Source organism: Burkholderia sp. Bp9016 (assembly GCF_003857765.1).
In the GTDB taxonomy this organism is placed as follows: Bacteria; Pseudomonadota; Gammaproteobacteria; order Burkholderiales; family Burkholderiaceae; genus Burkholderia.
The window spans coordinates 24724-37454 of sequence record NZ_QTPY01000007.1 but is presented as its reverse complement, the minus strand read 5'-3'; the positions used below and the strand labels follow the sequence as shown (position 1 = coordinate 37454).

General features: G+C 65.6%; 13 protein-coding genes and 1 pseudogene. 8 read left to right on the top strand and 6 right to left on the bottom strand.

What is annotated here, in order from left to right:
• Positions 1 to 74: 74 nt before the first annotated feature.
• The 3 genes from hrcA to DIE13_RS10450 all read left to right on the top strand — a co-directional run bounded on the left by hrcA (position 75) and on the right by DIE13_RS10450 (position 2777).
• Entirely contained in the window at positions 75 to 1097 is a 1023-nt protein-coding gene (hrcA, locus tag DIE13_RS10460) for a heat-inducible transcriptional repressor HrcA (protein WP_124827075.1), read from the top strand.
• A gap of 138 nt (positions 1098 to 1235) precedes the next feature.
• Entirely contained in the window at positions 1236 to 2300 is a 1065-nt protein-coding gene (hemH, locus tag DIE13_RS10455; RefSeq protein ID WP_124827074.1) for a ferrochelatase, read from the top strand.
• Positions 2301 to 2369: 69 nt separating this feature from the next.
• Entirely contained in the window at positions 2370 to 2777 is a 408-nt protein-coding gene (locus DIE13_RS10450) for an RNA-binding S4 domain-containing protein (protein WP_124827073.1), read from the top strand.
• On the opposite strand, the gene DIE13_RS32845 is transcribed toward DIE13_RS10450, so the two are convergent.
• Positions 2749 to 2910, bottom strand: a complete 162-nt coding sequence (locus DIE13_RS32845; RefSeq protein WP_172441904.1) for a hypothetical protein — start codon at positions 2908 to 2910, stop codon at positions 2749 to 2751. The two genes, DIE13_RS10450 and DIE13_RS32845, sit on opposite strands and share 29 nt — an antisense overlap.
• A gap of 352 nt (positions 2911 to 3262) precedes the next feature.
• On the opposite strand from DIE13_RS32845, the gene grpE reads away from it, so the two are divergent.
• The 5 genes and pseudogenes from grpE (at position 3263) to DIE13_RS10420 (ending at position 9621) form a co-directional block, all read left to right on the top strand.
• On the top strand, positions 3263 to 3808 hold the full coding sequence (grpE, locus tag DIE13_RS10440; RefSeq protein WP_124827072.1) for a nucleotide exchange factor GrpE: 546 nt from the start codon (positions 3263 to 3265) through the stop codon (positions 3806 to 3808).
• Positions 3809 to 3818: 10 nt separating this feature from the next.
• Positions 3819 to 4235: pseudogene (locus tag DIE13_RS10435) on the top strand (thioredoxin family protein); the annotation flags it as partial.
• A gap of 149 nt (positions 4236 to 4384) precedes the next feature.
• Positions 4385 to 6337: a molecular chaperone DnaK gene (gene dnaK, locus DIE13_RS10430; protein ID WP_124827071.1), complete on the top strand. Its 1953-nt coding sequence runs from the start codon at positions 4385 to 4387 to the stop codon at positions 6335 to 6337.
• Positions 6338 to 6590: 253 nt separating this feature from the next.
• Positions 6591 to 7727, top strand: a complete 1137-nt coding sequence (gene dnaJ, locus DIE13_RS10425; protein WP_124827070.1) for a molecular chaperone DnaJ — start codon at positions 6591 to 6593, stop codon at positions 7725 to 7727.
• Between the two features lie 4 nt (positions 7728 to 7731).
• Positions 7732 to 9621, top strand: coding sequence for a chorismate-binding protein (locus DIE13_RS10420; protein WP_124827069.1), 1890 nt, complete (start codon positions 7732 to 7734; stop codon positions 9619 to 9621).
• A gap of 7 nt (positions 9622 to 9628) precedes the next feature.
• On the opposite strand, the gene DIE13_RS10415 is transcribed toward DIE13_RS10420, so the two are convergent.
• The 5 genes from DIE13_RS10415 to folK all read right to left on the bottom strand — a co-directional run bounded on the left by DIE13_RS10415 (position 9629) and on the right by folK (position 12729).
• Positions 9629 to 10078, bottom strand: a complete 450-nt coding sequence (locus DIE13_RS10415) for an STY0301 family protein (RefSeq protein WP_124827068.1) — start codon at positions 10076 to 10078, stop codon at positions 9629 to 9631.
• Positions 10075 to 10455 (bottom strand): BPSL0067 family protein, encoded by a 381-nt coding sequence (locus tag DIE13_RS10410; protein ID WP_124827067.1) that lies wholly within the window; start codon positions 10453 to 10455, stop codon positions 10075 to 10077. The genes DIE13_RS10415 and DIE13_RS10410 overlap by 4 nt, the downstream gene beginning before the upstream one ends.
• 188 nt (positions 10456 to 10643) lie before the next feature.
• Positions 10644 to 11459, bottom strand: coding sequence for a 3-methyl-2-oxobutanoate hydroxymethyltransferase (gene panB / locus DIE13_RS10405; protein WP_124827066.1), 816 nt, complete (start codon positions 11457 to 11459; stop codon positions 10644 to 10646).
• Between the two features lie 44 nt (positions 11460 to 11503).
• Positions 11504 to 12190 (bottom strand): deoxynucleoside kinase, encoded by a 687-nt coding sequence (locus DIE13_RS10400; RefSeq protein WP_124827065.1) that lies wholly within the window; start codon positions 12188 to 12190, stop codon positions 11504 to 11506.
• Positions 12187 to 12729, bottom strand: coding sequence for a 2-amino-4-hydroxy-6-hydroxymethyldihydropteridine diphosphokinase (gene folK, locus DIE13_RS10395; protein ID WP_098549683.1), 543 nt, complete (start codon positions 12727 to 12729; stop codon positions 12187 to 12189). The genes DIE13_RS10400 and folK overlap by 4 nt, the downstream gene beginning before the upstream one ends.
• Between the last annotated feature and the right edge of the window lie 2 nt (positions 12730 to 12731).

Genomic DNA, 12731 nt, shown 5'->3' with positions numbered 1-12731 from the left:
GGATCGGGCCAGCCCGCTCGACGCAGGCCGCGGCCACTCGCCGTGGTCGCGCGGTTGCGCTAAAATTTTCCACCATGCTAGATCCTCGCGCACGAACCCTCCTCAAAACCCTGATCGAACGGTATATCGCCGACGGTCAGCCGGTCGGCTCGCGCACGTTGTCCCGTTACTCCGGGCTCGAGCTGAGCCCGGCGACGATCCGCAACGTGATGTCCGACCTGGAGGAGCTCGGACTCGTGTCGAGCCCGCACACGTCGGCCGGCCGCGTGCCGACGCCACGCGGCTATCGGCTGTTCGTCGACACCATGCTGACGGTCGAGGCGCCGATCGACGCCGAGGCCGTTGCCCGGCAGGTGCAGAACACGCTGCAGGCCGGCGAACCGCAACAGCGGGTGGTGGCGGCCGCGGCGAGCGTGCTGTCGAACCTGTCGCAGTTCGCGGGTGTCGTGCTGACGCCGCGCCGCAGCCACGTGTTCAAGCAGATCGAGTTCATGCGCCTGTCGGACAAGCGCATCCTGCTGATCATCGTCACCCCCGAGGGCGACGTGCAGAACCGGATGCTCGCGACGCCGCGCGATTATTCGCCGTCGCAGCTCACCGAGGCGTCGAATTACATCAACGCGCACTTTGCCGGCCTGTCGTTCGACGAGGTGCGCCGCCGCCTGCGCGACGAGATCGACCAGTTGCGCGGCGACATGACCACGCTGATGCATGCGGCCGTGACGGCCAGCACCGAGGTGCCCGATACCGAGGACACCGTGCTCATTTCCGGCGAGCGCAACCTGCTCGAAGTGGCAGACCTGTCGTCCGACATGGCACGGCTGCGCAAGCTGTTTGACGTTTTCGACCAAAAGACGGGCTTCCTGCAACTGCTCGACGTGTCGAGCCACGCCCAGGGCGTGCAGATTTTCATCGGCGGCGAATCGACGCTCGTGCCGATCGAGGAAATGAGCGTCGTCACCGCGCCTTACGAGGTGAATGGCCAGATCGTCGGCACGCTCGGCGTGATCGGGCCGACCCGCATGGCCTACAACCGCGTCATCCCGATCGTCGACATCACCGCGCGCCTGCTGTCGCTCACGCTGAGCCAGCAATAACCGGCGCCGATACCGTCCCGCAATCGTGCCGCAGCGCCGTGCGCGCTGCCATTCGGCCGAACGGCCAGCCGACCGGAGCGGGGCGGCCCGCTATAATTGAGGGCCGTCCGACTGCGTGCCCCGAGCACATTCCTGCCCATGCGTTTCGATCTTGAGCCGCCTTCGAGCACCGCGGCCGCCCATCGCATCGGCGTGCTGCTGATCAACCTTGGCACGCCCGACGCCCCGACACCGCGCGCGGTGCGGCGCTACCTGGCCGAATTCCTGTCGGACCCGCGTGTCGTCGAAATCCCGCAGGCCGTCTGGCAGGTGCTGCTGCGCACGCTGATCCTGCCGCTGCGCGGGCGCGCGTCCGCGAAGAAATACGCGGCCGTCTGGATGCCGGAAGGCTCGCCGCTGCGCGTGTATACCGAGCGCCAGACCGAAGGCGTGCGGCACCTGCTCGCATCGAACGGCTATCAGGTGAAGGTCGACTACGCGATGCGCTACGGCAGCCCGAACATTGCGCACGCGCTCGCACAGTTCAAGCGGGCGGGCGTCGAGCGCGTGCTGCTGATGCCGATGTATCCGCAATACTCCGCGTCCACCACTGCGACGGCGTTCGATGCCGCGTTCGCGGCGCTCGCGCGGATGCGCAACCAGCCGGAAGTGCGCACGGTGCGGCATTACGCCGACCATCCGGCCTATATCCACGCGCTTGCCGAGCAGGTGCGCCAGTATTGGGCGCAGCATGGCCGGCCCGACTTTGCGGCCGGCGACAAGCTCGTGCTGAGCTTTCACGGCGTGCCGAAGCGCACGCTCGACCTCGGCGACCCGTATCACGACCAGTGTCAGCAGACGGGCGCGCTGCTGATGGCCGCGCTCGGACTGTCGACGCTCGAATGCCGCGTCACCTTCCAGTCGCGCTTCGGCAAGGCCGAGTGGCTGCAGCCGTACACGGCGCCGACGCTGCGCGAGCTTGGCGAGGCCGGCGTGCGGCGGGTCGATGTGTTCTGTCCCGGTTTCACGGCCGATTGCCTGGAGACGATCGAGGAGATCGGAATGGAAGTGCGCGACGAGTTCATCGCGGGCGGCGGCCAGGCGTTTCACCGGATTCCGTGCCTGAACGGTGCGCCCGCATGGATCGGCGCGATCGGCGAAATCGTCGCCGAGAATCTGCAGGGCTGGCCCGTGAAGGCGGCGCAACCCGAGGCGGTGAACTGAAATGATGGCTCGGCCGCGGCTTGCACGGCGTTCGCTACGCCGCGCGCGGGCGGCCCGGCGGAGGGTGACATGAATTACAGGATTTCGACGGAACCCGGCGCGAAGCTGCGCATCGACAAATGGCTATGGTCGGCCCGCTTCTTCAAGACCCGTTCGCTCGCGTCCGACGCGGTCGACAAGGGACACGTGAAGATCGGCGGGGCGTCCGTGAAGCCGGCGAAGGAAGTGCGGGTGGGCGACGAGGTCGAGATTGCGATCGACGGCATCGTCTGGCACATTGCCGTGCTCGGCATCTGCGACGTGCGCGGGCCCGCCAGCGTCGCGCAGACGCTTTACGAGGAAACGGAAGCGGGGCGCGCGGCGCGGCTCGCCGAACTCGAGCGGCGCCGCACGTATCGGGAGCCGGCGGCGGAGCTGCACGGCCGCCCGACCAAGCGCGACCGGCGCATCATCGACAGATTTTCTGGTGAGCGCTGAACATGTGATCGAAGGTCGCCAGCGCACTTCCGTACTCGGTCGTGCGGTCGGTGACGGCTCCGGACAGGCAAATGGTGGTGGTGCCGGCAATCAGTACCAGCGCGACCACCGATATGGCAAAGGTCAGTTTCACGGTACTCGCCTCGAGAAGACAGTGACTGTGGCGCCAGATGGATGTCAGGCGGCGGTCAGCTAGGGTAAACACGCTTTTTCCGACGCGTGAGTGCAGTGTAGTGCAGCCCCCTGTACCCAGCTAGTACTTGCCAGGTAAGGGTTGTTACAGGCCGTTTCGTCCGATTTGGCGGCAAATGCGTGCAATCTGGCGACTTGTCGCGTGGTTGTTTCGCGGCGATGGCGAATGCCCGCGAATAACCTTCTTGAAATCGCAGTTTTCGCCCCTATCTGCACCAGCAATGTGCGGTGCCGTCGGCATACGAGCCGGCGGTTGCCGATTTGGCTTCAACCTCTAATCGACTTTCAGCGACATGGAAAACACGCAAGAGAACCCGGCTACCCAATCGGCCGAAGACATCGGCAGCGAGAAGCAGGCGGCGCAAGGCGCTGCACCCGCCGCCGAAGCCGCCGACGCGGCGCTCGCGGAGGCTCAAGCCAAGGTCGCCGAGCTGCAGGAGAGCTTCCTCCGGGCGAAGGCCGAGACCGAGAACGTCCGCCGCCGCGCGCAGGACGACGTCTCGAAAGCGCACAAGTTTGCGATCGAGAACTTCGCCGAGCACCTGCTGCCCGTGCTGGACAGCCTCGAGGCAGCGGTCAACGACACGTCCGGCGACATCGCGAAGGTGCGCGAAGGCGTTGAACTGACGTTGCGTCAGCTGACGAGCGCGCTCGAGAAGGGCCGTGTCGTCGCGATCAACCCGGTCGGCGAGAAGTTCGATCCGCACCAGCACCAGGCCATTTCGATGGTGCCGGCCGAGCAGGAGCCGAACACCGTCGTCGCCGTGCTGCAAAAGGGCTACACGATCGCGGACCGCGTGCTGCGCCCGGCGCTCGTCACGGTCGCACAGCCGAAGTAAGGCCGCCGCGATGGTTCCCGCCGGCGTCGATCCGGCCGCGTTCGAAACGTTCGACATACAGGCGCTGGCTGCCGGCACGTTCGACGCGGCAATCGCCGGTGCGGGCGACGCGCTCGCCGTGGTGTTCTTCTGGGGCGTCGACTGCTTCAACTGCGAGATCGCGAAGAAGGCGATGCTCGCGCAGTCCGACGCGATCCGCGCGCTGGGCCTGAAGTGGTTCCATTGCAACGTGTACGAACACCCTGAGCTGGGGCGCCGCTTCGGCCTGCACGGCGTGCCGACGTGGCTCTTCTTCCACCGCGGCAAGCGGCTCGGGCGCGCGACCGGCTGGCATGGCCTCGCGCAGTTCCAGGCGGCGGTGTCGGCGGCGCGCGCGAAGGTTGCCGCGGCGGCTGGCGAGTCGCTCGATCCGGCTGCCGGCGGAGATCGAAAAAATTTAATACCTGCTCGCTTGCCGGGTCTTGAAAACGGATCGGCCGGACGCATTTCGGGAACAGAGTTGAATTCTGGCGCGCGAAACTGCCCAGAAAAGTGGCGTTTCGCGCAGCAAACAAGCATTTCTGGAGATTAGGAAAAATGGGAAAGATCATCGGTATTGACCTCGGCACCACGAACTCGTGCGTCGCCATCATGGAAGGCAACCAGGTCAAGGTCATCGAGAACTCGGAAGGCGCGCGCACGACGCCGTCGATCATCGCCTACATGGACGATAACGAAGTGCTCGTCGGCGCGCCGGCCAAGCGTCAGTCCGTGACCAACCCGAAGAACACGCTGTTCGCGGTGAAGCGCCTGATCGGCCGCCGCTTCGAAGAGAAGGAAGTCCAGAAGGACATCGGCCTGATGCCGTACGCGATCATCAAGGCCGACAACGGCGACGCATGGGTCGAAGCGCACGGCGAGAAGCTCGCGCCGCCGCAGGTGTCGGCGGAAGTGCTGCGCAAGATGAAGAAGACGGCCGAAGATTACCTCGGCGAGCCGGTCACGGAAGCCGTGATCACGGTGCCGGCGTACTTCAACGACAGCCAGCGTCAGGCGACCAAGGACGCCGGCCGCATCGCGGGCCTCGAAGTCAAGCGGATCATCAACGAGCCGACCGCAGCCGCGCTCGCGTTCGGCCTCGACAAGGTCGAGAAGGGCGACCGCAAGATCGCCGTGTATGACCTCGGCGGCGGCACGTTCGACGTGTCGATCATCGAGATCGCGGACGTCGACGGCGAAATGCAGTTCGAAGTGCTGTCGACCAACGGCGACACGTTCCTCGGCGGCGAGGATTTCGACCAGCGCATCATCGATTACATCATCGGCGAGTTCAAGAAGGAGCAGGGCGTCGACCTGTCGAAGGACGTGCTCGCGCTGCAGCGCCTGAAGGAAGCGGCCGAAAAGGCGAAGATCGAGCTGTCGTCGAGCCAGCAGACCGAAATCAACCTGCCGTATATCACGGCAGATGCGTCGGGCCCGAAGCACTTGAACCTGAAGATCACCCGCGCGAAGCTGGAAGCGCTGGTCGAGGACCTCGTCGAGCGCACGATCGAACCGTGCCGGATCGCGATCAAGGACGCCGGCGTCAAGGTGTCGGACATCGACGACGTGATCCTGGTCGGCGGCCAGACCCGCATGCCGAAGGTCCTGGAGAAGGTGAAGGAGTTCTTCGGCAAGGATCCGCGCCGTGACGTGAACCCGGACGAAGCCGTCGCAGTCGGCGCGGCGATCCAGGGCCAGGTTCTGTCGGGCGACCGCAAGGACGTGCTGCTGCTCGACGTGACCCCGCTGTCGCTCGGCATCGAGACGCTCGGCGGCGTGATGACGAAGATGATCAACAAGAACACGACGATCCCGACGAAGCACGCACAGGTGTATTCGACGGCGGACGACAACCAGTCGGCCGTGACGATCAAGGTGTTCCAGGGCGAGCGCGAAATGGCGGCGGGCAACAAGCTGCTGGGCGAGTTCAACCTCGAAGGCATCCCGCCGTCGCCGCGCGGCGTGCCGCAGATCGAAGTGACCTTCGACATCGACGCGAACGGCATCCTGCACGTCGGCGCGAAGGACAAGGCGACCGGCAAGGAAAACAAGATCACGATCAAGGCGAACTCGGGCCTGTCCGACGCTGAAATCGATCAGATGATCAAGGACGCGGAAGCGAACGCAGCGGAAGACCACAAGCTGCGCGAGCTGGCCGATTCGCGCAACCAGGGCGACGCGCTGGTCCACAGCACGAAGAAGGCGCTCACCGAGTACGGTGACAAGCTGGACGCGGGCGAGAAGGAAAAGATCGAAGCGGCGCTGAAGTCGCTCGAGGACGTCCTGAAGGACACGTCGGCCGACAAGGCGGCGATCGATGCGAAGGTCGAGGAACTCGGTCAGGCTTCGCAGAAGCTCGGCGAAAAGATGTACGCCGACATGCAGGCCCAGCAGGCAGGTGCAGCCGGCGCGGCGGGTGCAGCGGAAGGCGCGGCCCACGCGGGCGGTGCGCAGCAGGCTGCCGACGACGTCGTCGACGCCGAGTTCAAGGAAGTAAAGAAGGACTAAGCCGGGTTGCGATGGCACCGCACGCCGCGCGCGAGACGCGCGCGGCGCGGCTGAACAGCGGTCTGTCTTTCCTTCCGGATGGCCGGATCGACTCCACGCCTGGCGGGCTTCGCGGCCCTCCGGGCACATTTGTTTTTTGGCGGGTGCTGCGCGAGCCGTCCGCGGACGGCGCAGCGCCAGACGAGTCGAGAGACTTTACTGCGGGCGAAAGGAGCCGCCGCGTGCGTGACGCGTGACGGCACAGTGAATCGATATGGCGAAACGGGATTACTACGAGGTTCTGGGCGTCGCAAAGAATGCGAGCGACGACGAAATCAAGAAGGCATATCGCAAGCTTGCGATGAAGTACCACCCTGACCGCAATCCTGACAGCAAGGATGCGGAGGAGCATTTCAAGGAGGCGAAGGAAGCCTATGAAATGCTGTCGGACGGCCAGAAGCGGGCGGCGTACGATCAGTACGGCCACGCTGGCGTCGATCCGAACATGGGCGGTGCGGGCGGGCAGGGCTTCGGCGGCTTCGCGGATGCGTTCGGCGACATCTTCGGCGACATCTTCGGCCAGGCCGCGGGCGGCGCCGCGCGCGGCGGCCGTGGCGGTCCGCAGGTGTATCGCGGCGCCGACCTGCGCTACAGCATGGAGATTACGCTCGAGCAGGCCGCACACGGCTACGACACGCAGATCCGCGTGCCGAGCTGGGTATCGTGCGAAGTCTGTCACGGGTCGGGTGCGAAGCCGGGCACGAAGCCCGAAACCTGCCCGACCTGTCACGGCCAGGGCACGGTGCGCATGTCGCAGGGCTTCTTCAGCATCCAGCAGACCTGTCCGAAGTGCCACGGCACCGGCACCTACATCCCGGAGCCTTGCGCGCATTGCCACGGCTCGGGCAAGGTGAAGGAAACCAAGACGCTCGAAGTGAAGATCCCCGCTGGCATCGACGACGGGATGCGGATCCGTTCGGCGGGCAACGGCGAGCCGGGCATCAACGGCGGGCCGCCGGGCGACCTGTACGTCGAGATCCACATCAAGCCGCATTCGGTATTCGAGCGCGACGGCGACGATCTGCACTGCCAGATGCCGATCCCGTTTACGACCGCCGCACTCGGCGGCGAGATCGAGGTGCCGACGCTGGCCGGCCGTGCGTCGTTCCCGGTGCCGGAAGGCACGCAGTCGGGCAAGACGTTCCGTCTGCGCGGCAAGGGTATCAAGGGTCTGCGTTCGAGCATCGCGGGCGATCTGTACGTGCATGTGCAGGTCGAGACGCCCGTGAAGCTGACCGACCAGCAGCGCGATCTGCTCAAGCAGTTCGAGAAGTCGCTGGCCGAGGGCGGTGCGCGTCACAGCCCGCAGAGCAAGAGCTGGTTCGACCGCGTGAAGAGCTTCTTCGAGTAATGGCATGACTGAAGGCAACGAGAGCGCGTCGTTCGCGCTCTTGGACGATTGCGACTCGACCGCGTCCGCGCGGTCGAGTCGTTTGTATTCGGGTTTCGTGCGCGAACGCGTGTGCACGGATCCCGCGCGGCTCGACGAACTCGATGCGGCGGTCGCGCAGGACTTGCGCGATGGGCTGCATGCGGTCGTTGTCGGCGATTACGAATTCGGACGCAATCTGGAACGAGCGCAGCCGGGCGATGCCCCGCTGCGCTTTTTGCTGTATGCGCGCTGCGAGCGCCTGTCGCGCGACGAAGTCGACGCGTGGCTCGCGCGGCAGGACGGCGGCGGCGCGCCGTCGATCTCGGGCGTCGCGCATGTTGCGAAAAGCGTGTCGCGCGACGCGTTCGACGCGGCGATCGCGGCTGTGCACGACGCGTTGCGCGCGGGCGACTCATACCAGATCAACTACACGTACCGGCTGAATTTCGACATGTTCGGCCCGCCGCCTGCGCTGTATCGGCGGCTGCGCGCGCGCCAGCCGGTGCGTTACGGCGCGCTGATCGCGCTGCCCGACGGCGCGTGGGTCGTGTCGTGTTCGCCGGAGCTGTTCGTCGAGAAGCGCGGTGACGTGCTGCGCGCCCGGCCGATGAAGGGCACCGCGCCGCGCTCGGCCGACCCGCGCGAGGATGCGGCGGCCGCTGCGTTCCTCGCGAGCGATCCGAAGAACCGCGCGGAAAACGTGATGATCGTCGACCTGCTACGCAACGACGTGTCGCGGATTGCGCGCACGGGCACGGTCAAGGTGCCGGCGCTGTTCTCGGTCGAGCCGTATGCATCGGTGTGGCAGATGACGTCGACGGTCGAGGCCGGCTGGCGCGACGGGACGACGTTCGCGCAGATGCTGCGTGCGCTGTTCCCGTGCGGATCGATCACCGGTGCGCCGAAGCACAAGACGATGGAACTGATCGATGCGATCGAGTCGACACCGCGCGGGCTCTATACGGGCGCGATCGGCTGGCTCGACGCGTCGCACGGCGGCGCGGCCGGCTGCGGCGATTTCTGCCTGTCGGTGGCGATCCGGACGTTGACGCTCGATCCGGCCGGCTACGACACGGGCCGCGCGGCCACTGTCAACGTAGGCCGGCGACGCGGCAGGATGGGCGTCGGCGCGGGCATCGTGCTCGACAGCGTCGCGGCCGACGAATATGCGGAGTGCGAATTGAAGGCGCGCTTCCTGACCGATGCCGATCCCGGCTTCCAGTTGTTCGAAACGACCGCCGCGACGCGCGCGGACGGCATCCGCCATCTCGAACGTCATCTCGCGCGGCTGCAACGCAGCGCGGACGCGTTCGGCTTTCGCGTCGACACCGATGCGCTGCGCCGCGAGATCGACGCACGCTGCGCGGCGCTCGACGGCGACGGCCCGTACCGGATGAAGCTCGCGCTCGCGAAGGACGGCGCGGTCGAGATCATCGCCGTGCCGCTGAAGCCGCTGCCCGCAGGGCCGGTCGGCGTGATGCTCGCGTCGGCTCACGGCTTCGCGCCGACCCGCACCGACGACGCGCTGCTGCTGCACAAGACGACGCGCCGTGCCGAATACGATCGCGCGTGGCAGGCGGCCGAAGCGCTCGGCGGGTTCGACATGCTGTTCGTCAACGAGCGCGGCGAGGTGACGGAAGGCGGGCGCTCGAACCTGTTCGTGAAGCTCGATGGCGTGTGGGTGACGCCGCCGTTGTCGTGCGGTGTGTTGCCGGGCGTGATGCGTGGTGTGCTGCTCGACGATCCGGCAGTAGGCGCACAAGAGCGTGTGCTGACGCTCGACGATGTGCTGAACGCGGATGAGTTGATGATCTGCAATGCGTTGCGCGGGCCGATGGCAGCGCGGCTGATTCACGGCTGCGCACCAACCTGAACGTGGATTACTTCCGCGGCGTACATTGCCAGCTTTGTACGATGGCGTGTCCACGTCTGTAGCGCGCGACGCAAGTCTGTGCCTGTTTGCCCAGTGGCCGTGCGATCACGACGCTCGTATTGCCGTAGTCACACGAGACCCAGTAGTCTTCACGGTTTTCGGCGAGCGACCAGGTATAAATGTCGCTTTTGGATTCGGAGCGCGAGCGGTTCGGCAGCAACGACATCATCCGGTCCGGCGGCCCTGACCAGAAGGTCACGCTGGCAAGCGGATAGGTGCTTTGCGTATCGAAGTTTTTCCAGCCATCGGGCGGTTGACCGTCGAGCTGCTGGGTAACGGCGAGGCGTGCGGGGCAGTCTGCTGTCGCAGCGGACGCGGGTAATGTGACGAGCGAACTGTATGCGAGTGCGGCGATGGCGAGCAGTCGATACGGTGTTTGGCGGGTGAACATCGTCATTTCACGACTGAAAATGCATCGGCGTTATTGCTTGGATCGATGTAACGGCCATTCTTGTCCTTGCCTTTGAACGGGATGCATCTTCTCTGAATTGCCTTGAGTGAGCGCCATTGTTCGACAACATGGATGCCGCGCACATCCCGGCCCAGATAGAACGCCGCATGATTGCCATGCGATCGGCTTGGGTAGCGATCGTTCTCGAAAGTCGCAATGACGGTTCCGACACGGATACTCCGATCGTCGCTTGCTTTTTTTCCCGGGCGCCAGATGGCGGTGGGGCCGACGGAAGTATAAATTTTGACCAGCGCGACGCATTCTCCGTCACCTGCCAGCTTTTGCCCAACGAGTTCAGCCGCCTTTTCATAGACATGAGCCATCTGCGACCACTCCTTCGATTGACGAAGGCTTGATGGTCGCAGCGACGAGGGCGAGCACAAATAGGACGAGTTAGAAAGTATGCGTTGTCCGGCAATGCGGTACGAGAAACGGCGTACCGCATTGCCGGCCGCGTCAGCGAGTGTGCTGCAGCGATCGACGGCAGCGCGCCACGGCGCTGCCGGTCAGCTCAGAACGAGTGTTCCGGGGCTGGGAACGAGCCGTCCTTCACCGCGTGCACGTAAGCTTCGACGGCTGCCTGGATGTTCGGCTGGCCCTGCATGAAATCCTTCACGAAACGCGGACGCTTGCCGGGGAAAATGCCGAGCATGTCGTGCAGCACCAGCACCTGGCCCGAGCAGTCGGCGCCCGCGCCGATGCCGATTGTCGGCACGCGCAGCATGTGCGTGACCTCGGAACCGATGAGGGTCGGCACGGCCTCTAGCAGGACGACCTGCGCGCCGGCTTCCTCGACCGCGCGCGCGTCGCGCAGCAACTGCGCGGCGCTGGCCTCGGTCTTGCCCTGCACCTTGAAGCCGCCGAAAGCGTGCACCGACTGCGGCGTGAGGCCCACGTGCGCACACACGGGCACCGCGCGTTCGACGAGGAAGCGGATCGTTTCGGCGAGCCATTCGCCGCCTTCGAGCTTGATCATCTGCGCACCGGCGCGCATCAGCTTCACGGCGCTTGCAAATGCCTCGGCCGGCGTGCCGTACGTGCCGAACGGCAGGTCGGCCATGATCAGCGCGCGCGGCTGTGCACGCGCGACGCACGCGGTGTGGTAGGCGATGTCGTCGAGCGACACGGGCAGCGTGGTCGTATGACCCTGCAGCACATTGCCGAGCGAGTCGCCGATCAGCAGCACGTCGACGCCGGAGCGATCGAGCAGCGACGCGAAGCTCGCGTCGTAGCAGGTGAGCATCGCGATCTTCTCGCCGGCCTCGCGCATTGCCTGCAGCTTGGGCACCGTCACGGCAGGCCGGCTCGACTCCTGGAGATAGGTCATGGGAAATCCGGTTCGATAGGTGAAAAACGACAGGCGAGGACGCGTCAGCGCGTCGTCTCGCCCTTGACGAAGAATTCCTTGCGGCCGCGCATCGTGTCGATGCGCTCGATCAGCAGGGCGAGGTCTTCGGGGGAATCCAGCGGGTTCAGGTGTTCGGCCGCGACCGTCAGCACCGGCGTGCGGTCGTAGTGATAGAAGAATTCGTTGTACGCGTCGACGAGCGAGCGCAGGTACGCATCGCTGATCTGCAGTTCCATCGGCAGCCCGCGCTTCTGGATACGCGAGAACAGCACCTCGGGGCTTGCCTGCAAGTAGACGACGAGATCGGGCGCGCTTGCCTGCGGCACGTCGACGTGCGTCGCGATCGATCGGTACAACTGCCATTCGTCTTCCGGCAGGTTCAGACGCGCGAAGATGTCGTTCTTCTGCGGCATGAAGTCGGCGATGACGGGGCGGCCGGTTTCGAGCGCACCGATCAGCTCGCGCGCCTGCTGCGCGCGCTGCAGCGCGAACGACAGTTGCACGGGCAGCGCGTAGCGCGCGGTGTCGCGATAGAAGCGCTCGAGAAACGGGTTGTCCTGCGGGCGTTCGAGCAGCGTCTGCATCGACCAGCGCTCGGCGAGCAGGCGCGCGAGCGTCGTCTTGCCGACGCCGATCGGGCCTTCGATCACGAGGTAGCGATGCGGGGCGCGCAGGTCGGGCGCGGTGACGGTCAGCGGAGTCGGGTTCATCGGCAGGGGTTCTTGTCGGCGTCCGCGCCGGCGGCAAGGGCCTTCTGCATCAGGCATTGACAGGTCTGCACCTTCTCGACGCGCTGGTCCGCGACGGCGGCGAGATACGCGTCGGCGCGGCCACGCGCGGGGATGTCGAGCGCCGGCTCGATCTCGACGAGCGGCACGAGTGCAAATGCGCGATCGGTGAGGCGCGGGTGCGGGACGATCAGGTCGGGTTCGTCGATCGAATCGGCGCCGAACAGCAGGATGTCGAGGTCCAGCGTGCGCGGCGCGTTGCGATACGGGCGCTCGCGCCCGAAGTGATGCTCGATCTTCTGGCAGAGCGCGAGCAGCTCCCGAGCCGACAGCGTCGTGTCGAGCTTGACGACGCAGTTGTAGTAATCGTCGCCGCCCGCTTCGAAGGGCGCCGTGCGATACAGGCTCGATTTGCCGAGGATCGAGATGGTGCGCTGCTGCGCAAGGCACACCACCGCGTCCTTCAGGGTCTGGCGCGCATCGCCGAGATTCGCCCCCAGTCCGATATATGCAACCGTCATGG